This window comes from Sphingobacterium paucimobilis HER1398, assembly GCF_000416985.1.
GTDB lineage: Bacteria > Bacteroidota > Bacteroidia > Sphingobacteriales > Sphingobacteriaceae > Sphingobacterium > Sphingobacterium paucimobilis.
Map to the genome: position 1 here is coordinate 353,480 of NZ_ATDL01000004.1, position 24,048 is coordinate 377,527.

The 24,048-nt window shown below is 41.5% G+C and carries 24 protein-coding genes; 15 read left to right on the forward strand and 9 right to left on the reverse strand.

All coding sequences use genetic code 11. The features are described 5' to 3' along the window. The first annotated feature begins 100 nt into the window (after nt 1-100). From M472_RS27095 to M472_RS27115, 5 genes are all read left to right on the forward strand, one after another. The gene (locus M472_RS27095) at nt 101-1,036 is read left to right on the forward strand and encodes a dihydrodipicolinate synthase family protein (RefSeq protein WP_021068971.1); all 936 of its coding nucleotides are present in this window, start codon (nt 101-103) and stop codon (nt 1,034-1,036) included. 41 nt (nt 1,037-1,077) lie between these two features. Further along, the gene (locus M472_RS27100; protein ID WP_021068972.1) at nt 1,078-2,091 is read left to right on the forward strand and encodes a hypothetical protein; all 1,014 of its coding nucleotides are present in this window, start codon (nt 1,078-1,080) and stop codon (nt 2,089-2,091) included. A gap of 140 nt (nt 2,092-2,231) precedes the next feature. Then, nucleotides 2,232-2,924, forward strand: a complete 693-nt coding sequence (locus M472_RS27105; protein WP_021068973.1) for a FadR/GntR family transcriptional regulator — start codon at nt 2,232-2,234, stop codon at nt 2,922-2,924. A gap of 101 nt (nt 2,925-3,025) precedes the next feature. Continuing rightward, complete coding sequence (locus M472_RS27110) at nt 3,026-4,249, forward strand: MFS transporter (RefSeq protein ID WP_031301354.1); 1,224 nt, start codon at nt 3,026-3,028, stop codon at nt 4,247-4,249. A 153-nt stretch (nt 4,250-4,402) separates the two neighbouring features. Continuing rightward, on the forward strand, nt 4,403-5,332 hold the full coding sequence (locus M472_RS27115) for a hypothetical protein (RefSeq protein ID WP_021068975.1): 930 nt from the start codon (nt 4,403-4,405) through the stop codon (nt 5,330-5,332). Between the two features lie 242 nt (nt 5,333-5,574). Here the strand turns inward: M472_RS27115 and M472_RS27120 are convergent, their stop codons facing one another. Further along, entirely contained in the window at nt 5,575-6,534 is a 960-nt protein-coding gene (locus M472_RS27120; RefSeq protein WP_021068976.1) for an aspartyl protease family protein, read from the reverse strand. Between the two features lie 620 nt (nt 6,535-7,154). Here M472_RS27120 and M472_RS27125 point away from each other — a divergent pair. Then, complete coding sequence (locus tag M472_RS27125; protein WP_021068978.1) at nt 7,155-8,114, forward strand: Rpn family recombination-promoting nuclease/putative transposase; 960 nt, start codon at nt 7,155-7,157, stop codon at nt 8,112-8,114. Between the two features lie 292 nt (nt 8,115-8,406). Here M472_RS27125 and M472_RS27135 read toward each other — a convergent pair whose 3' ends face one another. Next, nucleotides 8,407-8,970 (reverse strand): helix-turn-helix domain-containing protein, encoded by a 564-nt coding sequence (locus tag M472_RS27135; protein ID WP_021068980.1) that lies wholly within the window; start codon nt 8,968-8,970, stop codon nt 8,407-8,409. 734 nt (nt 8,971-9,704) lie between these two features. Between M472_RS27135 and M472_RS27140 the strand changes: the two genes are divergently transcribed. Genes M472_RS27140 through M472_RS27150 form a run of 3 tightly spaced genes read left to right on the forward strand, consistent with a single transcriptional unit; the run spans nt 9,705 to nt 15,681 of the window. Further along, nucleotides 9,705-11,297 carry a TlpA family protein disulfide reductase gene (locus tag M472_RS27140; RefSeq protein ID WP_021068981.1) on the forward strand — a complete coding sequence of 531 codons (1,593 nt, stop codon included), beginning with the start codon at nt 9,705-9,707 and terminating at the stop codon, nt 11,295-11,297. Continuing rightward, nucleotides 11,294-14,308 carry a SusC/RagA family TonB-linked outer membrane protein gene (locus tag M472_RS27145; RefSeq protein WP_021068982.1) on the forward strand — a complete coding sequence of 1,005 codons (3,015 nt, stop codon included), beginning with the start codon at nt 11,294-11,296 and terminating at the stop codon, nt 14,306-14,308. The genes M472_RS27140 and M472_RS27145 overlap by 4 nt, the downstream gene beginning before the upstream one ends. A gap of 11 nt (nt 14,309-14,319) precedes the next feature. Next, nucleotides 14,320-15,681: a RagB/SusD family nutrient uptake outer membrane protein gene (locus M472_RS27150; protein WP_081643084.1), complete on the forward strand. Its 1,362-nt coding sequence runs from the start codon at nt 14,320-14,322 to the stop codon at nt 15,679-15,681. A gap of 34 nt (nt 15,682-15,715) precedes the next feature. Here M472_RS27150 and M472_RS27155 read toward each other — a convergent pair whose 3' ends face one another. The 5 genes from M472_RS27155 to M472_RS27175 all read right to left on the reverse strand — a co-directional run bounded on the left by M472_RS27155 (nt 15,716) and on the right by M472_RS27175 (nt 19,250). Next, nucleotides 15,716-16,030, reverse strand: a complete 315-nt coding sequence (locus M472_RS27155; protein ID WP_021068984.1) for a hypothetical protein — start codon at nt 16,028-16,030, stop codon at nt 15,716-15,718. Nucleotides 16,031-16,272: 242 nt separating this feature from the next. Beyond that, nucleotides 16,273-16,866, reverse strand: coding sequence for a cyclic nucleotide-binding domain-containing protein (locus M472_RS27160; RefSeq protein WP_021068985.1), 594 nt, complete (start codon nt 16,864-16,866; stop codon nt 16,273-16,275). Between the two features lie 89 nt (nt 16,867-16,955). Further along, nucleotides 16,956-17,654 (reverse strand): ATP/GTP-binding protein, encoded by a 699-nt coding sequence (locus tag M472_RS27165; RefSeq protein ID WP_022829269.1) that lies wholly within the window; start codon nt 17,652-17,654, stop codon nt 16,956-16,958. Between the two features lie 85 nt (nt 17,655-17,739). Next, entirely contained in the window at nt 17,740-18,102 is a 363-nt protein-coding gene (locus M472_RS27170) for a four helix bundle protein (protein WP_021068988.1), read from the reverse strand. A 209-nt stretch (nt 18,103-18,311) separates the two neighbouring features. Continuing rightward, nucleotides 18,312-19,250: an AvrD family protein gene (locus tag M472_RS27175; protein WP_021068989.1), complete on the reverse strand. Its 939-nt coding sequence runs from the start codon at nt 19,248-19,250 to the stop codon at nt 18,312-18,314. Nucleotides 19,251-19,574: 324 nt separating this feature from the next. On the opposite strand from M472_RS27175, the gene M472_RS27180 reads away from it, so the two are divergent. Beyond that, complete coding sequence (locus tag M472_RS27180; protein WP_021068990.1) at nt 19,575-20,537, forward strand: hypothetical protein; 963 nt, start codon at nt 19,575-19,577, stop codon at nt 20,535-20,537. A gap of 132 nt (nt 20,538-20,669) precedes the next feature. Continuing rightward, nucleotides 20,670-21,056, forward strand: a complete 387-nt coding sequence (locus M472_RS27185; RefSeq protein WP_021068991.1) for a hypothetical protein — start codon at nt 20,670-20,672, stop codon at nt 21,054-21,056. Here M472_RS27185 and M472_RS27190 read toward each other — a convergent pair whose 3' ends face one another. Further along, nucleotides 21,057-21,470, reverse strand: coding sequence for a hypothetical protein (locus M472_RS27190; RefSeq protein ID WP_021068992.1), 414 nt, complete (start codon nt 21,468-21,470; stop codon nt 21,057-21,059). 237 nt (nt 21,471-21,707) lie between these two features. Between M472_RS27190 and M472_RS27195 the strand changes: the two genes are divergently transcribed. From M472_RS27195 to M472_RS45400, 4 genes are all read left to right on the forward strand, one after another. Then, nucleotides 21,708-22,337, forward strand: a complete 630-nt coding sequence (locus M472_RS27195) for a fibronectin type III domain-containing protein (protein ID WP_021068993.1) — start codon at nt 21,708-21,710, stop codon at nt 22,335-22,337. Between the two features lie 205 nt (nt 22,338-22,542). After that, complete coding sequence (locus M472_RS27200; protein ID WP_021068994.1) at nt 22,543-22,977, forward strand: DUF5675 family protein; 435 nt, start codon at nt 22,543-22,545, stop codon at nt 22,975-22,977. A gap of 106 nt (nt 22,978-23,083) precedes the next feature. Then, nucleotides 23,084-23,251 carry a hypothetical protein gene (locus M472_RS45395; protein WP_021068995.1) on the forward strand — a complete coding sequence of 56 codons (168 nt, stop codon included), beginning with the start codon at nt 23,084-23,086 and terminating at the stop codon, nt 23,249-23,251. A 173-nt stretch (nt 23,252-23,424) separates the two neighbouring features. Next, nucleotides 23,425-23,592 (forward strand): hypothetical protein, encoded by a 168-nt coding sequence (locus M472_RS45400; protein ID WP_021068996.1) that lies wholly within the window; start codon nt 23,425-23,427, stop codon nt 23,590-23,592. Between the two features lie 82 nt (nt 23,593-23,674). Here the strand turns inward: M472_RS45400 and M472_RS27205 are convergent, their stop codons facing one another. After that, on the reverse strand, nt 23,675-23,989 hold the full coding sequence (locus M472_RS27205) for an ATP-binding protein (RefSeq protein ID WP_021068997.1): 315 nt from the start codon (nt 23,987-23,989) through the stop codon (nt 23,675-23,677). Nucleotides 23,990-24,048 lie beyond the last annotated feature (59 nt).

The window sequence follows — 24,048 nt, forward strand, 5'->3', positions numbered from 1 at the left end:
AAGGAATAAGAACGCTCCCTGAAAAGTGAAAATATGAAGAGGTTGAGATGGAGCAATAGATAGATGCACAGAGATAATTACATAAAAAGAGAGATATACGATGAAAAAAATTACAGGATTGGTAGCTGCGACTTTTGCTGCATATAATGAGGACGGTGAAATTAATTTAGAGGCTATTCCTCAGATTGTCGAAAAACTGGTCAGAGATGGAGCTTCTGGAGTGTTCGTGTGTGGTACAAATGGAGAGGGACCAAACCTAACGATAGATGAAAGAATGGCTATCGTAGAAGCTTACGTCAAGGCGGTAAACAAGCGCATGACAGTTATGGTGCATGTAGGACACAGTTCCGTAAAAGAAGCTCGTAAGCTGGCAGCACATGCGGAGCAGGCCGGTGCCGACGCACTTTCATCCGTTTCAGCCTTTTACTTTAAACCAGCTTCTGTCAAAGCTTTGGTGACGAGTTTAGCAGAAATAGCTTCCGCAGCTCCCAGCACGCCTTTTTATTATTATAATATTCCCCATTTGACAGGTGTATCTATGGATATGCTCGAGTTAATAAAGTTGGCCGAGGAGATGATTCCTAGCTTTGCTGGCTTAAAGTATACGGCGACTACCCTACATGAATATGAAGCTTGCTTGAACTATAAAGGCGGTAAGTACGATATCTTATATGGGCTAGACGAGATGCTGCTGGGAGCCATTGCGGTAGGCGCCAAAGGAGCAGTCGGAAGTACATATACCTATGCTACTCCGCTATATAAAAAAATAATTGAGAATTTTGAAAGCAACAATATCGATGAAGCTCGTCGACTACAGATGGTTTCGATCAAGATGGTCCAATCCCTGGTCAAGTTTTCTCCTATTCCTGCACAGCGTGCTATTGTCGATATGAGCGGTTTTGAGTTAGGTCCATGTCGTCTGCCATTGGTCAGCTTAAATTCAGAAGAAAGAAAGAGACTAAAGGATGATTTGGAGTCTGATAATTTCTTTAATTTGGTAGATCAGTGCAGAGATGCGTCTATGGTAAATTTTTAGGAATGAGGTTTTTATTCAATACTGTAAAATTAATTTTTCTAATGATAGGTATTAGTAGCTGTTCATCTAAAAACATCTCCATTGATTGGAGTTCTCTGATGGATATTCCTGATCAAGTTGGCTTTGCCGGTTCCTTTGTCGGTATTGCCAATGATGCTTTGATTGTCGCAGGAGGAGCTAATTTCCCAGATGGTGGGGCTCCTTGGACTGGATCTAAGAAAGTATGGCATGATGATATTTTTGTGCTTGATCATCCTAAGAGCAAGTGGAAAAAAGTAGGTAAACTCCCGAGACCTTTAGGCTATGGTGTATCTATTACTTGCAGAGAAGGAATGATCTTAATTGGAGGGAGCACCCAAGATAAACATAGTTCTGAAGTATTATTGCTCCAATACGAAGGTGATTCAGTTCGATTTGAGCGATTTCCAGATTTGCCCCAACCTCTTGCCAATTCTACCGGCGTTATTCTGAACAATATTGTTTATATATTAGGAGGTACTCTAGATCACAGCTCCACAAAAAGCGAGTCTAACTTTTGGGCTCTAGATCTCGACAGCGTCGACGCGGGTTGGAAAATATTAGATTCCTGGCCCGGTCCCTCACGTATGCTTGCCGTAGCTGGTGCTCAAGACGAGGCCATTTATCTATTTAGTGGTGCCCGGCTGGAGGATGGTACTCGTGAATATTTGAAAGATGCATATCGATATGATGTGGGTAAGGGATGGAAAGAAATTGCAAGCTTGCCAAGTCCCGTGGTAGCAGCTCCTAGTCCTGCATTCGCGGAGTCTTCAGGTCATCTCCTGATTTTCGGAGGGGATGATGGTTCGTCTGTAGGCATAGATCCGAAGCAGGATAAACACCCAGGGTTTTCCAGAAGTATATTATCATATGATGCATACGCTGATCGTTGGTCTGATATTGGGAGCCAGCCAGAGACCGCAGCAGTCACTACCTCGCTAGTGGTTTGGGACGGGCGGATCATAATCCCAGGCGGAGAAGTACGTCCAGCTGTGAGGACACGGCAGGTCGTTGTAGTCGACGTGCGAGACTTATAGTGTTTTGAAATGTTATAGTAGTATATTGTTAAGTTTAAGTTATCTAATGTGGTAATTAACATATTATTTACAGTGAGAATGTGTTTGTAAAATGTTTTATGTTAATTTGTGAAGTGGCTCTAATAGTTAAAGTATAAATAATGGAAATAAGTGAGTTAAGTAAAGATTTGAAACCCATATCTGCTGATACTAGAGCAGATCTTGTGGAATTACGCCTTCGCGAGTATTTAGCCAATAAAGAGCTACGGACAGGTGATGTGTTGCCTACAGAGCTTGAGCTGTCTGCCGCTTTGGGGGTCAGCAGAAATGTGCTCAGAGAAGCTTTGAGCCGACTCCGTATGTTGGGGTTGATCGAATCAAGAAAGAAACGGGGGATGGTATTGACTAGTCCGGATATACTGGGATCTTTCGAACGGGTATTAAATCCCCAGTTGATCGATACCACTACATTGCAAAATCTTTTCGAACTAAGACTAGTCCTAGAGTCCGGGTTAGCTGATTTACTTTTTCTCCGAAAGACAGAAAAAAATATTGAGGAATTGGAGGCGATCGTGGATAATGAAAAGTTTATAGATGACGATGTGTTTCGAGTCAATAGTGAAATAGCATTTCACAGTAAACTGTATGAAATTACAGGAAATGATACGTTAAAGAGGTTTCAGGTGATGTTACTTCCCTTATTTGACTTCGTATTGAAAAATGAAAACCGTAGCGTAAAGTCAAAAGTTTCGCACGCTGATTTGGTTCAGATTTTAAAAGAGGGGACAAAGGAAGAATTTGTAATAGGGATGAGAGAGCATCTCCGTCCACACTTTGAATTACTTCAGAAATAATCATAGTGCGATAAAGAAGGTTCCTAGACAAGATAAACCTTTTTGTCGGAATTTATTTGTACTACATAAAGACTAAATATCTCAAAGATAAAACTAAGCCAATGAAAACAAATACAAAAGGATATGCCTGGTTATTGGTCGCTCTGCTGTGGGTGGTAGCCTTTCTTAATTACTTTGATCGGATATTGATTACTTCGATGCGAGATCCGATCGTAGCTGATTTCAATCTGACTGATGCACAGTTTGGGTTGCTGACTTCTGTTTTTCTTTGGTCGTATGGTTTTGTTAGTCCATTTGGCGGATTTCTTGCAGATAAGTATTCGCGGAAGAAAGTCATTGTATTATCTGTTGCCATCTGGTCACTTGTCACCTTATGGACTGGCTACGCTACTTCTTTTCCAGAGATGCTGGCTACACGCCTTTTCATGGGGATCAGCGAAGCCTGTTATATTCCTGCGGCGTTGGCATTGATTACGGATTATCATTCCGGCAAAACTAGGTCATTGGCTACGGGGCTGCACATGTGCGGTCTGTACACAGGCCTAGCCTTGGGCGGATTGGGCGGCTTTATTGCAGAGTACTGGGGCTGGCGGTATGGTTTTCATGTATTCGGTATTTTTGGAATAGTGTACGCTATAGTGCTCCTATACCTTGTTCGCGATAAATCAAAGGAAGATAATGTGGAAGAGGACGCAGTCACTAATACGAAGAAATACTCCATAAAGGAGGTGCTAGCATCCCTGTTCAGGTTACCGTCTTTCTATATTATTTTAATGTTTTTTGCCGTGTTAGGAATGGCAAATTGGCTCGTGAATGGATGGTTGCCAACTTTTCTCAAGGATCAATTTCATCTAGATCTCGGCACTGCAGGTATTTCGGCTACTGGTTATATCCAGATAGGATCGTTTGTAGGCGTAATCCTAGGAGGCATTATTGCTGATAAATGGGTTCAGAAAAATCCGAAAGGCCGCCTCAATGTTATGATTATTGGATTTTGCATAGGCACACCTTTCTTATTTCTCATGGCTTCTACCTCTGTATTTGTCCTGGCCATAATTGCTATGGTGGTATTTGGATTGGCCAGAGGATTTAATGATGCTAATCTGATGCCGATGTTGAGGCAGGTTGTTGATCAGCGATATATTGCTACGGCCTATGGCTTTTTGAATTTTCTCAGTACGATTGTGGGTGGGCTTATGGTATATGTCGGAGGAGCATTAAAAGATGCAAATATCAGTCTTTCTATTACCTATCAAATTATTGCTATCGCACTACTATTAGCATCTTTGAGCTTGTTTTTCGTAAAGATCAAGCAAAAAGATTAAGCATAACGAAGTAGGGTTTAAAGGGATGCCATAGGTATCCCTTTGCTTTTGCATCTTTTCTCGAGCGATGTTGAGTAGCTCAGAAATTCTTTCTTAAAACACCCATTATTCTTTTTTAATTGTATCTTACCATTACTAGTCAATGCTCTCTACATGGATAAAATTCTAAAAGACCGCAGTTTTCGGTTGTCGATTATTCTTACCGCTCTTTTCTTTGGTACAGGTATCTTTTTTCTGTTTATCGGGACAGCTCCATTAGGTTGGGCTCTTTTCATTGTTTTGCCTATAGTTTTGGGTGTGGCTATCGGTGCTATGCCCAATGCAAAATATATCGTATGGGGGGCTATCGGATCGGCAGCTATTATTCTTACAGCGCTCGTTATTCCCGGCCTGTCCGGTTTATTGTGTATTGTGATGACATTGCCCTTGGTGCTTCCGCTTATCTTTGCCGGTTATATTATTGCGCATTTGATAAAGCGTTATCGGCATATACGGGGTACAGACAGGTTGCGGGTCTTGCTCCTCCCGCTGTTGCCTTTTCTGATCGCAGCACCAGTAGAGCAATACCTAACAGCAGATAAGGATGAGGTCATCGAAGTCGCCACAACGCAGATCTTTGACTATACGCCAGAGCAGGTGTACGATGCTGTTAAATCTGTTGATACCCTCGATGCCGACAAGCCCTATCTTATGTATTTTGACCTTCCTATCCCTACCAAATGTGTTTTGGAGAAAGAAGAGGTCGGGGGATTGAGGACCTGTTATTTTAAAGCCGGAAAATCCAGCGCAAATGATTTTGGTAGCGGTACTATTGTAGAGCGGATTACAGCCTTGGAGCGCGGTAAGGTTCTGAAGATGGATGTCATCGACTATAAGTTGGTGGGACGCAGTTGGCTTGGTTTCAAAGAAGCAATATATTATTTTGACAAAGTGGGAGAGGACAAATGTAAGCTGACACGGATTACAACCTATACCTCTGTTTTGAAACCTCGATTCTATTGGGAACCGTTAGAAAAACTCGGGATAAGACAAGAGCATGATTATGTGTTTAATAACCTACTCAAGGATCTGACAAAAAGATAAGGCTATATACCTGATATACGGATCACGCTATTGTTCGTAAATAAGCTTTCTGTCTTCCTTTTTTTGCAAGTAACGTTTATAAAGAACTGGTCACTTTGCTCCAGAACATTGATTCTTTCTATCTGTCCGACTTTTTAGATTTATTACAAATGTTGGGTGTCTCAAAAGTGTTTGATTTAAGAACAAAATAACTGTTCCCATTGAACAAAATAATCTAATGTTTTAAAGGGCAGTACTGTAAATTAATTAATGAGATGTATTTGTTGTTGGATATAATCTAGATGCACTTGTTTGTAGCTCCTCATAAAATCAAGTCCACATAACATATAAAAATTTGCTGAACCAAAGGGGCCTTTCATTATGAAGTCTTTTTCTTTCGTTATTAAAACTTCAGGTTGTTCGATTTTTAGTTTCCCAGAAATCAATAAGGCTTTTAATTCTACTGCGTGTAGATCTTGTTTGTGATTCACGAGATTCGTTCTTTTGGACGTTGTGCTTTTTATGGGGGTGTCCCAAGATTTGGTAAGTGAATCTATATCTAAATTTGTAAAGAGGGCAAATGACTTATTAAAACCTGAATCAAATATCATATTTGCAGTTTGTGAATTAGAATTGTTTAAGAGAAAGACGACTTTTACAGCTGTTGATACATGCAATATTTTACTGTAGTCTGTTTCGAACCCCGCGTCAGAAAAGACCATATCAAATGTTGTAATGTTGTTATATTTGGACTTATCTATAGATGTCTTTGATATCGTAATAATATGATTTTCAAAATCAATTCCAAAGTTTCTAGCTCTGTCGGAGCTTGAAATTCCCATTAGTCCGTCTATTCGAATCCCTCTTTCCTTACTCAGCCAATCTAGGTCAACAGCTAGCCCAGATGTGTTCATTTCATTCAGTTCCTCAATTTTAAATATGTCGGCCTTTCCAAAAGGTAAGGCTTTTATGTTACCGCCCGGCATCAAGGATGGTATTTCATCTTTTGTTTTTATATTGTGTTTCCTAATAACTTCTGTGCTTAACATAAAAGTGTTAGCTCCAGAATCGAAAAGCATATTAAGCATGTTCCCTGCCTTATCAGGAGTTTGTATTATGATGCTACCATTGGTTATTATAAAGGGGATTTTTGTGTCAGTTACACCTGCTTGTGTCGTTAAAGAAACAAAAAAGATAAGTGTTGCAAGTAATAGCTTTTTCATAGATTTTTTCAACTTTGAGACTGAGATTCCTCACCTTGTTTTTTATGTTTTAAGTTTAAAATGGTTGTTTAAAAGAGCAGTCTGCACTCCTTCCTGATATTTGATAGAATTCAGCCCAATCCTTTACTTAAAAAATCGCATAGCTTGAATAGATCAGTGTCTTTGTTGGTGCTGTTGGTATTCAATAATTTCATTTATAAACTTATAAGTGGTTGCTTTTCTTAAATGTAGGCGTTAAAAATGAATGTTTCAAGCTTTAATGTTTTTATTGATGATAATTTAATATGATTGTATAATAAGTTTTGTTAGTTTGAATTGCATGGGTCGTTATTTCATTATAGTAAAAAATGAAAATAGAAGATATCCAAAAACGTATTATTGATTCTTTTATTTTTTGTTTTAGCCTGTTTTCCCAAGCCTAGACGGGAATTATAAAGCGCTATTGGACTATGATGTAGCAGAGGCTAACGTGATCAAGGCCAAATATACGCTGATGTACAATGGAGAGGTGATCAAGGTGTTGAGAGGGGAGGAGTGATGGCTTGCTTATGTTTGCTAATTATTTTAGTTTAAAAGGTTTTATTTTTGTATATTTGTTTAATAACCAATGATTAAACGATATGACTAAATCAAAGAAGCATCTCGGTAAATACGTCGATCCACGGACCGACTTCGGTATGAAGTTTTATTTTGGACGGGAAGAAAATAAGATCTTATTGATCGAATTCCTTAACAGTCTGTTTGAAGGCGAGAAGATAATTGCCGATCTAAAGTATAAGACCGTAGAGCACGATGGTGATCAGGAAGATATGCGTCGCGTTGTTTTTGATCTGCACTGCATAGGTAGTGATGGTGAAATTTTTATAGTCGAATTTCAACAATTATTCCAGGAGTTTTTTAAAGACCGTGCCGTGTTCTATACCTCACGGTTGATTAATAAGCAGCTTGCCAAAGGGAAGAAAGGGAATGATTATCATTTGCCGGAAGTTTACTTCGTCGGTATTCTGGAATTCGACATGAATGGAGGCTCGAATGTTGCGTTGCCCCGCGAGACCGATCGCCCGTATTTTTATGATGTTGCGTTATGTGATAGGCATACCCACGAGGTTTTTTATGACAAGTTGGGGTATAAGATGGTCTCCCTTCCTGTTTTTGATAAGCAGCCAGAGGAATTGGAGACGATAATGGATCAATGGCTCTATCTTCTTAAGCATCTGAGTACCATGGATAAACTACCTTCATTTTTGGACAAACGGATATTTGGTCGTATCTTTGCTATAGGAGAGATAGGTAAATTAAAAGAGGAGGATCTGATGTCATACGAAGCAAGTTTAAAACAAAGACGGGACGCTGAAAGCGTTTTTAATTCTGCATTACGCTCTGGCCATGCCAAGGGTAAGGCTGAGGGGCGTCAGGAAGGTCGTCAAGAAGGTCGTCAAGAAGGTCGTCAGGAAGAGCGGGCAAAAGCAGATGCAGAAAAGCGAGAATCAGCGGTTAAGATGTTGGAAAATGGATTTGGGGTCAAGATGATCTCGGAAATTCTTGGATTGACTGTTGAAGAGATAGAAAAGTTGAAATAGTTTTAAAAGATAATTATATTATAAAAGCGTTCAGGATTAATCCTGAACGCTTTTTTTTATGTGTTAACTCCGCTATTTTTTCAAAGATGCATTGCGCTATATCCGTCAGTCGGTGTATCTTCCCGTCCGCATCAAACTCAAATACCGATCTGCCTTTCAACTTGATAGCATCACCTTTTTTTGTGCTGGTTTCTCGGATCGCACCTGCTCTGTGAGTGGTAATGTAATTTTTTGTTTGTTGAGACACCACTTGCAAAGTGGCGCTAGTTTTGAATCATGGTGCTAGCCTTGGTTATTTAGTATCTTTAAGGTCGATAATAATATATTCATTCACACGAGCTTTAGCATTGTCTGAATGTTTTTTTCGCGATATTAACCAACCATTTTTAATAGCTGTCAATAGTGATCCGGATATATTTTTATAGGTTATGCCAAAAGCCGTCCTTATATATTCATCTACCGTTTGTACGTCTACCCATTCTCTAAAGAGATTTAAGTCTAAAAGTCTTAATTCAATTAGGTCAATCAAATCGATGGGAGTGTCAAGAATTTTATGTCTATCTGAATCGTGCTCTTGATGGAAATTAATCATGTTAGCTCTGAAAGTCTTTTCGTCTTTTAGTTTCTTGGAAAAATCAAAGAATTCTAAAACAGGAACTCCGTAGAAGGTAAGCAATTTGAGCAAATTAATGAGATGGACATTTCCTTTGCCTTCTTCAAGCCTCTTTAACGATGCAACAGTTAAATCTGAACCCGTTGCAACTTTCTTTAATGAGAGTATTAATAGCTTTCTAATAGCTTTTAATCGTAATCCAATCTCTCTAGATTGAAATGTTGATATCTTACTTATTATCATTGTTTTTATATTTTTATAAATACATTATGTTATTATAAATATGTATCGTATATTTGTGTCAGCGACTTGTGAGTAACGAGTGATGTCTCTCATTTAAATGGTCGTTACACGTATATGAATTAAATTATAGGCTAGAAAATATAACCTTGGTATAGGTCGATACATTTAAAGTCTCGTCGCTTAGAATATCCCACACGAGAGCGAGGCAGCAGGTATTACCCAATCCCATCCAAATGACTTATATTTGTCCTTTGTATGGATAGGGTACTGCTGTTGATCCGTTACTCGTGTGGGAACTCAAGCGGCGGGGAGGTAGTGCTCAAATCCATACATTTCCATTAATGATTTCAGCTCAGCCTTTCCTATTGTATTTCCTTTACCATTTAAACTCAATTGTAAAAATGGTGAAAAAAAATCAGAATCATCAGATTAAAATTATCTCTGCTCCTGAATAGTTCAGGTTAGTAGACTTGGTCTTAAGGAGACCAATCTAATCGGTTTTGCGCTCCAATTATATAACCCGAAAATTATACCAATTAAATACTTAAAAGTGAGCTCTTCCCGATAACAAATCAATCAATTTTATTTATTAACCGTGTGGCCTGATCAAGGATTGGGTACGGTAGGATATTGACCGGTCTATTTTTCCGGCGCCACACATTCAATGAACTTTAGAAACCCCGCTGTGCGGGCTCTTTAAGTCCATTGAAAAACAATTTAAAATCTTAAAAAAAATGAAGAATTTTTTAAGGGGTGGGAGAGGACTGTCCTTTGGACAGGGGGATCATGTTGTCAAATTATCCCGATATAACTTCCCGATTCTCGGGACAAGCGGGACAGGTCTCCGTGACAAAGACCTTTCTAGTCGCCCAATTGATAAGAATAGAGGTATGACATCTTTATTCTGTATAGACCTCTCTGTTCCACTACGCTCCAATCGAGGTGACGTGCTGTGTGGATTGAGGTCGCCATCTGCTATTAGCTATTGGCCATTAGCCTGTATAATATTATTCTGTGTGTTGTTTAGTGGTCTTTTGGTTTCTCCTGCTCAAGGGCAGGAGGCCAAAGGCCTTAAGAAGCCAAATGCTTTGCAGATAGGAGATACCATACCGGAAATGTTGTGGCATATGCCTCTGCAGATCGTAAGTAATCCTGATCAAATGAAAACAATGACCTTGAATGACTATCGGGGCAAGCTGATTATACTCGACTTTTGGGCTACATGGTGCGGAGGTTGTATAGCTGCTTTTCCCAAGCTTGACACACTGCAACAAAAATATGCTAAAGATGTGGCATTCTTAAGTGTCTCTACAGAAAGTAAAGAACGTGTTTCCGTATTTATAAAGGCACGCGGTGCTCAAACACCGAATCTTACTTTTATCTCCGAAGGTAAGGACATAGATGATTATTTTAAATATGGAACACTGCCACACTATGTTTGGATAGACTCGCAAGGCGTAATTCGTAGTAGTTCCGAATCACTACAGGTCAATGCTGTCAATATAGATGAAGCTCTGAAAGGAATATTTAATTTCAGAACGAAGACTGACGTCATTGTAGAATATGATTTTGACAGATCATTACTTCAAAATGTTGGTAATGATGAGATCGGTCAATTGTATTTTAGTAGCACGTTGATACCTTATCATTCAGGTTACAAGTCCATGCGTAAGATAAGTACGGACAAAGACAAAGGAAGAAAGATTACTCTTTTAAATGTTCCGCTCTTTTGGCTATATATAACTGCATACTCTACGAATGGGCAGGGGTTTTGGAAATCGAATACCATAGTTGAAGTAAAAGATCACGAAAAAATTGTTAAGCGGGGAATCCCGGGACAACGCTATGAGGATTGGCTTGCTGCTGGAAACGGCTACTGCTATGAACAGATCGTGCGCTACGAAGAAAGAGATTCAAGCTTTAAATATATGCAGGCTGATCTGGACAGGATGATTCCGCAGTACAAAGCTGTAGTGGAGTCTAGAGAGATCTCCTGCTATATTCTTAAACTCATTGATGAAAAAAAGTTAATAGCGTCTACCGAAAAAAACACTACGCTCGGAGCAGCTTATGGCACCGGAGAAAAGACATTTAACGGTACTAATATCCCTATCAATAGATTGGTCGAGGAAATTAATGAGTACGACAAAATGGGTGTTAATCTCTATAATGAGACGGGTAGAAATGATCGGCTTACAGTAGCTATACCAAAGCCTATAGGAGACCTGTCCGAAGTCAATCAATACCTGGCAAAATACGGGCTTGCCATCTCTTTGGAAAAAAGGACAAAACCTTTTCTGGTTATTAAAGATAGACCTACCTCATGAAAACATTGTATGTAATATTTAGTAGTATAGGGCTACTGGTAGTCCTATACTTGTTGCCTGTTCGTGCAATAGCACAGGACAGAACAGGAGATATATTGAAAGACAGCCTCAAAAGACCTGTCGAAATTGAGGAGGTGTTGATCAATACGGGGTATCAGCGCATTGGTAAAGAGCGTGCTACAGGTGCCTACTCGCACCTGGACAGCTCTAAAGTAAAATATGGTGTCGGTATGGGGATTTTGGAGCGATTGGCCGATCAGGTGCCGGGGCTTATTTTTAATAATGTAGGTACCAAGGCTATCAACAACAATAATATCCTGATTCGTGGACAGAGCACCATCCAATCACGAACAGACCCGCTTATCGTTATTGATAACTTCCCATTTGACGGCGATATGAGCGCTATTAACCCCGAGGATGTCGAGAGCATCACGGTACTGCGCGACGCGGTGGCTACCTCGATATGGGGTGCCCGTGCAGGTAATGGGGTTATCGTGATTACGACCAAACAGGGTAAATACAATGCTAAGGCCAAGCTAACGCTTTCCAGTACGTATACCATAGGGCAACGACCTGATCTGTCTTATCGCCAAGCGATCAGTAATGCGGATTATATTGATATCGAAAAAGAGCTGTTTGCAAAGGGAGTGTATAATAATGATATCATAAGTACTGCCAAGTTACCGTTGAGTGAGGTGGTGGAATTTCTATTGGAGAAAAAGAACTATCCAGAAAGAGGAGGTGAAATTGATCAGCAGATAGAGGCACTTAAGGGTTATGACCTAAGAACGGATCTTTCTAGATATGCCTACAGAAATTCTTCGTTAAGACAGCTTTCGCTGAATCTTAGCGGAGGCTCGAGTAATTACCGCTACTATTTATCGGGAGGAACCGATAAAAATTTGGAATCACTCAAAGGCAATAACATGGATCGATATACAGTTAGGTTTGATAATGTGTTAAAAGTACTTGGCGAGCGTGTGGAGATCAATCCACAGGTCAATTATAGTAACTCATCAAGCAGTCGCTTTTACATACCAGTCAAATTCTCTAGCTTATACCCGTATGCACGGCTAGTGGATCAGCATGGGGTGGGCAGGGGGCTGGCACTGGACTATAGTTCGCGGTTTATTGAAGAGGCAAATGATTTAGGATTTTACGATTGGTCGTACAATCTTTTGGACGAGATCGAACGATCTAATAATTCGGTACGAAACCACGATCTACGGTTCAATTTGCGTACCGATGTGGATTTATCCCGAGGCTTTGCTTTATCTTTGAATTACCAGCATCTGCTGAAATTTGGATCAGGCAAAACGTTGAATGACAAAGTCGACTATTTCACACGTAGTCTACTTAATCAGTATTCGTCTATCAATGCGGAAGGAGTTGTTAGTAGCGCTATTCCAACCGGTTCTATTCTCGATTATTCCAATGAAACGGCCAAAGGTTATAATTTCAGGTCGCAGCTTTCCTATGCCGGGCAAGATCGATTTACAGGCCTGCATGTCATAGCTGGTTACGAGATCTCGGACAATAAGCTACAGTCGCTCATAAGTAGAGAGTACGGGTATGATCAGGATTATGGCATTTTCTCACAGGTAGATTATAAAACTAGTTTCGTTCAATACCCTAATAGTAACATACGTGGGCAGATTCCTTTCGTGAACAAAGAGAATGAAACTGTCGATCGCTTTGTCTCTCTATACGGTAATGCATCCTACGAATGGCGTAATAGGTATTCGCTTTCATCGAGCGTGCGTTGGGACAGGAGTAATCTTTTTGGCGTTAAGACCAACCAAAAAGGCGTACCGCTCTATTCGATCGGTGGCGCATGGAATATCAAAAATGAGTTATTAACGAATAATACATTTTTTGATGCGCTAAAGCTGCGATTGACCTACGGAAGCAGTGGTAATGTAAACAGAAGTTTATCAGCCTATACCACTGCTCGATTCTCTGCTTTTACGGCAGGAACCGGTTTGAAATTTGCAAACGTTGTTAATCCTCCGAATCCGCAGCTACGCTGGGAGCAGGTAACCATGCAGAATGTTGGGTTAGACCTGAGTGTATTGGACAGGCGGCTAAACGCTACGATTGATTATTACCGCAAGAAAGGGAAGGATATCATTGGCGAAAGCCCCTTACCACCACAGACGGGTGTGGCAGCCTTCATTGGTAATACGGCACATACTGTCGGTTCAGGACTGGATGTTACGGTTGGTACAGGCAATACTGTTGGTGTGGTCAAATGGACAACCGATTTACTCTATCATTTTGAGAGAGAAAGAGTGACGACATACTTGAAGGATAATATAACCGCACGGTCGTACACCGAGAATACGAGTCAACCAGCAGTGGGTTTTCCGCTCTATGCGTTCTACAGCTACCGATCGGCAGGATTAGATCCAGGTAATGGTTCTCCTCGGGGCTATCTGAATGGGGAGCCATCTGTAGATTATGCAAAAATAATGTCAAGTACAAAGTTCGAAGATCTGGTGTATCATGGCTCCGCACGACCGACACACTTCGGAAGTTTTAGAAATAGCTTTCTTTTTAAGGGGGTGACATTGTCGTTTACCCTCAATTTTAAATTGGGCTATTATTTTAGACGGGAGTCTATCGATTTCAATTCGCTTATCCAGGGTAAGGGCGGTCATACAGACTACTATGATAGGTGGCAGAAATCAGGGGATGAGACGACTACTTATGTGCCGTCGGCACCATTGGCAGTGAATGCCAATCGGCATACCTTTTACCGTTACAGTGATGTGCTTGTGGAGCGTGGTGATCATATCCGCTTTCAGGATATCAAATTGTCGTACGAGTTTGATCGGTTGCTTAAGAAAGACTGGGTTCGATCTGCTACACTATTTGTATTTGCTAACAATATAGGACTTCTCTGGGCTAAAAATAAGAGACATATAGATCCTGATGTGTTGCCGCTGGTCAATAGTTTCCGTAGCCCTACACCATTCTCTTTGTCCATGGGTCTACAGTTTAACCTTTAAAGATTATACAGATGAAAAGAATAATTATTACAGTTAAGATGCTATTCTGCATTGGCTTTATACTCATATTGCAGGCGTGTCATCAGGAATTTCTTGCTATAAAACCCACCAAATCGCTCGTAGTACCACAGAAGCTCGAAGATTTTCAAGGCTTGCTGGATAATATGTCCACCGTAATGAATAGGGGAGTTGGAATGCATGTGATGGCCGGAGACGAAATGTTTGTTGAGCCAGTAAATCTATTGCAATATGACCAGATTGATAGAGAGACTTATCTCTGGAAATTGCCTCCCTATCCAGACAATAGCAGTTACGATTGGAGTGACGCTTATAGGGGTATATTTTATGCGAATATCGTACTGGAGGGCACTAAGAAGTATGGAGAAGGCTCTCTTCCATGGTTAGAGCTGGAAGCCGCTGCGAAATTTTACAGAGCTTGGGCGTTGTATGGTCTGGTCGAGGCTTTTGGTGACAAATATGATGCAGCTAAGCTGAAGGAGCTAAAAGGGGTTCCTGTTCGCTTGGATCCAGATATTGAGGTCATTGCACAACGCGCATCATTATTTGATACTTATAAGCAGATCTTTGAAGACTTGGACTTTGCGAAAAGCTATCTTCCAGAGAAAATAGAGTACGTGACTAGACCATCAAAAACAGCAGCTCTTGCTCTGTTGGCGCGAATTTATTTGGCCATTGAAGAATATGATAAAGCATTATTGAATGCAGAGTTATCTATGAAGTTTAAGGACGATTTGCTGGATTATAATACACTAAATACGTCTAATACTCGAACATTTCCTTTGGGATATTTAGGTACTAATCCAGAGGTCATCTTTTACAGTATATTAACAACTGGTGCATACACAATTTTAGCGACAACCTATTGTGACACCGTGTTGATAGAAGATTTTCACAATTGTGATCTCAGACGAACCTCCTTTTTTAAAGATCTTGGAAATAAAAGAGCTAACTATAAAGGAAGCTATACTGGATCAGCGACGGCTTTTGGCGGGCTGGCTACAGATGAGCTATATCTGATCCGTGCCGAATGTCTGATTCGACTAGATCGTAGTGCTGAAGCAAAACCTTATCTTGATAAGTTGTTGATAAATCGTTGGATGAAGAATAGCTATGTACCTATTCTGTTGGAGGGGCAAGAAGAATTGTTGCGATTTGTTTTACAAGAACGGAGAAAGCAACTTTACCTTCGAGGGTTGAGATGGCCTGATCTTAAACGATTGAATAAAGACCCCCGCTTTCAGGTAACGCTGAAAAAGCGGGGGACTGATGGACAGCTGTTGGAGCTGCCTCCCGATGATAATCGGTATGTGTTTCCTATCCCAGGTAATGAACTGGAATATATTACTAAATAGGGACTAGGTGCGGCACCCGTGCCGCACCTTTATTTTATGGTTCTATAGTATACCCCAGTGCATATTCACCATCAACAGCATTTTCTATAATTTCGTCTTTGGTCATATCTGCTGGATTCATACCTGTTGGAAGAACTACGTGACAGATATCTTGATCCGTTAGACAGGATGGAATTCCTGAAGGAAATCCTTGCTTCCACTCGAATTGATTGCTGGCGTTGCGTACCCTACGCCATTCCTGTGTAGCGACTTCATCTGTTTTATTATCCATCAGCGTATACGCTGAGAACCCTATTATTGATGCTATCGCCAACGTAAAGATGACAGCATATGTTTTTAACTTTTCCATATTATTAATTTTAATAACAGCCGATCTCCCTCTTTCTTTTATTAGGGCGGAGTGATCACTAGTTCCCCATTTTTTATCGCTGTGGCCTTTTCTTTATACACCTGGGCACAGCCTGAGTGGTGTACCCTTTTGGTGAGTTTCCCCTTTTCATTGATACCTGGTATCGCCGATCCGCTGTACTTGCGTTTTGATATTTCAAAGTTAGGGCTGCTTTTGCGCTCGAACTTGTACGATTCGTACAGCTAGGAAATATTTTTCAGCTTTTTGTCCATATATTTTTTGGCCTTATAGTAGGCTTCATTATTAGCAAGCTTGAGAAATGCGCTTTTTTGTTCTACGGTAAGCTGTTTGATCAGATTGGGACGATCGAGATGCAAATCGTATAGACGTTCTTCTGCCAGGAGTCCATTGGTGCGGTGTATATGTCTATTGGACTGATTGAGCTTTCGCTGTACTAATCTGTGATAGATGGCTTTGAGTTCATCATGTTGATCCAGCAGCTCCTGCAGATGACTATTTCTGATTTCATACAGCAATGTAGGCTTGAGAAATTTTATAGCCAAGGGTTCTCCAGTGGATGAAAAGGTGTGCTTGGTACCGACAAAGTATTCATTGGTATCGCATATACGCTCGACGACCAGTCGATCGCCCGCATTGAAATGTTCTTCGGAGACCAGTCCCTGTATGATAAAACACCATTTGGAAATAGCTTCGTCCTCGTGTTTATAATAACTGCCTTTGTTGTATCTCTTGATCTTGCCGAGTGTCGTTAAGTCCTGTTTGATTTCTTCGTTTAAGGAACTGTAACGTTCAAATTGTACATAGATTCTTTCCATAATGTGTGTTGTCAGTTGCTTGAAAAATCTCCCCACGGACCGCGCTCTAACCCACAGGGAGACTATAAAAAGGGATTGGGGGTGCATTGTTATGTTTCTAGGTGTACCTGATCAAAGCGCTCGCGGCGTTCTTGCGTACTATGGTCGATATAATAGGCAATCGGGTGCTGAGGTGTTATGTCCAGTATCTGCAGAGCTTTGCTTAATCGCTCTTCTATCGATCCGGAAAGGACAATAGGCTGGATACCCATTTCCATATAGGTGGCCAGCAACCTTTTCTCGGATTCTGTTCGAAAGCGCTCAGAAGTAGGTCTATGTCCATCAGCGACAAACGGAAACTCTGTCGGTAGATGGAAAAATAGGTCATAGTGACTTCGGGTGTAGGCTTTTACCATGCCTTCAAATCCTTGGAGCAGTTTTTTGAAATCGCGATAGCTGCGGTAGTATCCTAGTTTTTTGAGCATCATTTTCCAAGGATATTCATCAGGGTAGGCGCCCGTGACGAGCCGGGTACTGCCATAGAGCCATTCTTGTAGCGGACAGCCATCGGAGATAAAGCCATTAGGTAGTTGGGCTTCGCTGTGTATACGATCTTCAAAACGCCGCATACCGAGGGTGATGAGCTCGGCATAGTTGCATTGGCGAAGGGCCTTGCCAGGGTATAGCATAGGCAGTATCTCACGCATGGTGAGTGCATGGGTAGCGGGTATGTCTGTGGCTTTTTCTAATGCTATGGTGAGTGTGGTCTTACCTGTGCAGTATGTGCCGGAGATGACGATTCGATTCATGATGTTTTGGATTGGTTACTGGTTACGGGGTACTGGTTATGCGTCACTCGTTACGGGGTATGCGTGACTGGTTACGTGTGACTGGTTACGGGGTACGATTTTGTACAGACTTTATTAGGCCAACTAACATTTTTCTTATTCTATCATTTCTATCTAACAGTAGAGTTGATTGTTCCTCGTTGAAATAGTGCAGGTTTTTGGCAATTAATAGTTGTGTTTCCAATTCTGACGCACTACCTAAGGCGATATATAAAAATTGGATGTATTCTTTGTTATGATTTCTGGCGGCGCCTTCAGCTATATTGGATGGAACGGATACAGCAGACCTTCTGATTTGATTAGTGAGTCCGTAAATTTCTTCTTTTGGAAATTTTTTTGTGTGTTGGTAGATAGCTGTTACCAGTTCCATACTTTTGTTCCAGACATCGAGGTCTTTGTGTGTTTTCATTTTTTTAGGTTTTAAATTGCTTACTGGTCACTCGTCACGTATTACTGGTTACGCGTTACTGGTCACGCGTTACTGGTCATTCGTCACGTATTACTGGTTACGCGTTACTGGTCACGCGTTACTGGTCATTCGTCACGTGTTACTGGTTACGCGTTACTCGTTACTGGTCACTCGTCACGTGTTATTGGTCACTCGTTACGCGTTACTCGTCACTTCTTTACTTCAAAAGCTACTTCAAATCTGCCCTTAAAATTACCAATGGTGCCGCTCAGTTTTACGAGTTTCCAGTGGACCTCGCCTTTTTGAATCTCTCGGATATGATCAAAATGAACTTCTGCGCTAGCTGTACCCGTAAATAGCGGGCGATCCGATTGTAGGTACATTTTGCGTAACCAGATATTGGGACAACTGTGTCGACAAGAGTTCTCGAGCTCGTAGAGCAGTACTTGCATGAGTTGTCCAAAGACACGTATTGCATCGGTTGTCAACAAAGCATCTCGTGCACTGCCTATACCGTGCAGGCTATTCTCCTCGAATAGGTAGGCGTACGATATATCAGCGGTAATGCACTGCTGTCGTAGGTTTGTTTTCAGGGCGGTAATGTCTAGGTCGGTACACTTATAGCCTATAGAATGCAGCTGTTCGATATGGATCGCTAAAGTCTCCTTTGCTGGGAGCGTACCATAGCGCATGCCACCTCGGTGATCGATTGCTATATGGATGGCAACCGCTCCGATATTGATTTCGAAATGGGAGATGCTGCCCTGCATACTGTTCGCATCGATGACGCTCTGTACCAGACGACAGTGAAACTGATGCTGTCCCGTGTAAAGGCTCTCTTTGTTAAGGATTTGATAGCTGTGCATAAATGCGCGATCGGTATCCGATACCGCTATCCTTCCGAGTCGATTGAGCCCATAGGTGGCTAGACGAAGGGCAACGGCGGTGTATTCTATACTGCCTAGGTGCGGCGCCTCCTCACGGGGACGCTGTGGCCCTACATAGTCTACATAAAATTGACCGGTCAGTTCGCTCTCAGATTGCTCCATGGTAAGGAAACGGACATAAAAACTACGGAATGCCTGTCCAAAATAGCGCTCCGTGGAGCGACCCAATACATGTTCTATGGTTGTTTCTTTTGCTATCATTGCTTTTGATTTTTGTATTCGTAACGAAGTTAATGGGATGAAATCATTTAAAAAATGGAAGGAAATGGCAGGATTTAGAGGCATTGGCAATTTATCCTGTAAGCAGCTTACGTGTTTTTGATAGGGACAGAGCAGGTGTGTAGTATGTTTACGTAAGGTTGATGAATAGGGTAAGCTGCATGTGTGATTTTGGGAATATATGGCATAATCACTGGTAAAAAAATAGAGATTAGGCGGATATAGGCCTGAAAGGTGTAATGCTGTGGTGTTTTTTTGTTGATTATTAATTGGTTAACTTGTGGGTGCTAAACAACATTACTAAATATGAAGACACAGAAAGAACTTTTTGAGGTTATTTTAACCCGGTTTAAAAGTCGAGTGGAGATGTATGCACATGTATCCGCACTGCTATCGGTCAGCACCGATACGGTGTCCAAGTGGAGCTATGGAAAAACCTATATCCGCTATGACCGTCTCATGAAATTGGTAGGTCACTTTGTGCTTTCCCCTGGGGATCTGCATCAATCGCGTACGGATGAGGTGACATTTCGTTTTGCTCCATTGGATATGGATGATATACCAGGCTATTGTCATTACATTCGTGGTTTTCGGGAGATGTTGCAAAGAGTTGTGGAGGCTCCTGATGTGCATATATGCTTTCATGCAGATGAGTTGCCGATATTTTATTTCATGCCTTATGTAGAGCTTGTCTATTTCAAACTGTACTCTTTTGCTCATGATACACTGAAAGTTGAACTTAGCTATGAGCAGTTTGTAAAACGTATGGAAGAATATAAATTGGACACAGTGTTTGAGGAAATTGCAGCGCTTTATGAACGTATTCCTAGTGTAGAAGTCTGGGACGATGCTGTGATAGATTCGCTGCTCTATCAGATAGACCATTTCCAGGTATTGGAACGCTATGACGATCCTGACAGTCGATCTTTAATTCTTGGTCAATTGGACGAATTGTTGGAAGACTTTCGGAAGACAGCAGCAGCGGGCGTGAAGTCCTCGGGCGTACGCTTCGATTTTTACCGTAGACATAGTCCAGCCAAAAAGGGATATATGTTGTTGCGTGACAATGGACGGATTAGCCTTTCGATCAAGACAGATACGATCAATAGTATGTATACACAGGCGCAGGGGATAGTGGAGGCGTTTGTTGGTTCTTTTAATGCTACTATTAATAAATCTACTGCTGTGGGTATTGGTGCCGAACGCGAACGTACTGTATTCTTCCGCAACCTAAAGACTAAGATTGAATTTGCGCTGACTAAGGATTGATAGTAAGGGGGAGGGGGGAGTGGTAATTTTTAAAAGGCCTATGTATTGTTTTCGCAGTAGGCTGTGTGTCTACATATACTCAGCATATCTGCGCGCTCCGGAGAGGGTGCTGTGGCACATTCCCAATTTATCATGGAAAAATTATTCCAAAAGATGATCGCCCAGACGATCAGAGCCAATGATCTAAATGAAAAGCAACATGAGACTTTTTTGATCCAACAGGCTATTCTTCAAAAGCAGGAGCAGCAGATGGAACTGCTGCAACGGCGCATCGGTATTATGGAAGACCTGATGCTCAAGATGTGTGAGATCCTTGACCGTGATCTACTGTCGCTATTGGACCAGCCGCTGCTGTTCAAGCAGGATGTGATGGAAAAGCTAAAGGTCGTGGATTCTACTTACCGATCTTACGTAAAGGAAGGCAAGTTGAACCCGATGCAACTGGGGAAAATTGATTATTACTTTGCCCGTGGCCTAGCCAAGGATCTCATGGCATCAAAGTATAAAAAGAAGTCGTGACTAGGGGGCGCCCCTGGTGGTTTCTCGTGAAATGATGCGGTAAACCTGTACAGGAATGTGCTTTCCTTGTACGGGTTTACTGTTGTTTTGTGCAGGTCTGTGAATGTCTTGTACAATACTTTTGAACATTTGTACAATACTATCGTACTTCTGTACAGGACTCTCTAATCCTTGTACAGAATACTTGAAGTTTTGCACAGGTTCTTTCCAGTTCTGTACAGGAGTTTCAAACTTGTGCACAAGATTATGAAAGTTTTGTACAACTGTCTCCCATTTCTGAACAAGACTCTTAAAGTTATGTACGTATCTCTCGATATTTTGTGTGAGAATGTGAAAGTTCGGTACCAGTCCATCACACTTTTGTACGAGATTGTCCGTGGCGTGTGGCGGTGTCCCATACACTGTGGGCATCATCCCAATAAGTATGTAGCAGAATCTTAAAAGCTGTATGTCAGCGCCAATCGGCGCGAAATGTACGATATCGACCTATTTCAATTTTTGACGCCGATACGAGCTGATACTTTCATTTTGCCTTCATTACGAGGCTATGTTTGTGGTGTAAAGGGGAAGTTAAGGGTGACGAGTGACGAGTAACACGTAACGAGTGATCAGTAACTAAATCTCTAACATTTTAACATTTAAATAATAAATATGGCTACAAAAATGAAAGCACTGATCGGATTTGGCGGTATGCTGGACGATCAATTATTAAGCGCTGCGACGACGATAGTCGCTGCGATGACAGGGAATACAAATTTCCCGACACCGACACCCGCACTGGAGGATATTCAGGACCTGTTGGATGATTTTTCAACCAAACTGGCTGCAGCAAGAAAAAGGGGATCTCCGGAAGATACAGCCCTTAAAGATGAGAGTTTTCCGCTGCTTGTCTCTGGTTTGCAGAAACTGGGATACTATGTCAACTCGGTCGCTGATGGACAGCTGTCGGTGCTGCTGAGTTCGGGTTTTCCGACCAATGCGCCCTCGTCTCCATCCCGAGTACCGGACATCGTTCTAAATGTCAGGACGTCGGACACCAATCAGTCGGGACAGATGCGTCTTGATTTTCAACCACAGAAAAGGGTGCGCTTGTATGAGTACTGTTACCGTAAGGTCAGTACCCCAGAGGAACTTTGGAGCGATCGTATCGTTACAGGCACATCCCGAAATAATGTGATAGCGCCACTGGAACCAGGTCAGTATTATGAGGTGCGTGTGCGTGCCGTCAACAGCAAGGGGGCAGGCGACTGGAGCAATACAGCAAGGTTGTTGGTGAGATAGCTCATAGCCGCAAGGCCTAGTCCTTTTCCCTTGATAGAAAAGGACCAAAAGATCAAGGCTTGGATGGTTACGCTAAAAACAACCTTGAAGTCCTAAACAGCTCGGAGCCGTTTCTCTTTTTCGATCTGTTTGAACGGACTTACAATACTGTTTTCTATACGCGTAACCCTCCTAGGCCAAGTTGTAAATCAATAAACGCAGTGTCATGCAGATAGTAGTAAAACGCATTAAACAGGGGAATAACAGTACGCTGTCTGAGATCTATATCGATGGGGAGTTTTTTTGCTATGGATTGGAAGATCTGGTACGGGATGTCAAGATAAAAGGCTCGACGGCGATACCTGCCGGTAGCTATAAGTTGGGGCTGAATACCTATGGAGCTATGAATGCACGCTACAAACGTAAGTTCCCGGAGGTGCACCGCGGTATGATCGAGATCAGGGATATCCCGAATTTTAAGTACGTCTACATCCATATCGGCAACTATTTCTCCGATACCGAAGGGTGCCTGCTGGTCGGCGAATATTTTAAGCTGTACGATGGCGATTATGCCGTATATGAGTCGACTAAGGCTTACAGGATGTTGTATGAGTTGGTGGTGGAGGCGGTAGGTAGAGACGTAGAAATAATTATTGGCTAGGGAGGGAGGTTACAAGGTTATATAGTTACAAGGTTATAGTTCCCACTGCGCTAAACAAACTTTTATAACCACTATAACTTTCTTAACCTCCATAACTTAAAATCAAATGAACAAAATAATCAAAAAAATAAGCCAGGCGGTACAGGTGTTGCTGCTGGCTCCGATCAAATTGCCAGGGAAGGCATTGAATATTATCAAGTACGTCGCTGTAGGACTGGGGATATTGGAGGCGGTGACGAGTGAAGAAAGTGACGAGGTTGAAGAAGAGCAGTAATGGATATTGACGTTATCAAGTTAAGTAGTGAACGAGTTATCTGGTGAACGAGTTATCCAGTTTTTTCAAGATAACAGGTTAACTCAAATAAAGCTGATTAAGTATGGTTTTTAGACCTCTCCGCAAGGTCGAGGTGACGATGTTTGCTTTTTAACCTTATAAGCTTAAAAACTATGAAACTAAACGAAATACGGGCGGGTACCCTAGGTGGTACGCTGTGCTCGATATGGGCTTCGATCACGCTGGGGGATATCCTGCAGACGGTCGTCACTGCAGTAATAGGAACAGTAGCCAGCTATATCGTGAGTCAGCTTCTCCACAGAAATAAACATAAGCACTAGCTAAAATCAGAACAGGGACCGAGAGATCGGGCCCTGTTATTTTTGTTTTTACCAAAACTAAGAAGATAGTTAGTTTCGAATGTTAGATGTCCATCATGAGAAAATCAATTAGATTTCTTTGTAAAATTCCGCCATGGTTGTCACCGATCATAGGATCATTGAAAGTAATTACGTATTTTGGATAATTATCTTCTATATCTTTGAGATTGCCAAATTCCCGGGCTATCGTGTTTTCATAAAGTAACGTTAGACAGACTTGTACATATATTTTGGTGCCATTTCTATCTCCAATAAAATCAATCTCCTTGTTTCCCAACTTTCCGACGTATACGGTATATCGTATACTTTTTGTTAAATGTGATGAAGTTTCATGTATATCGTATTCTTTCTGCGGCAAATAGTTTGTAGGCGTTTTTAATAAGTTTAATTTTTATTTGCCCAATTTATTCCTTTGTC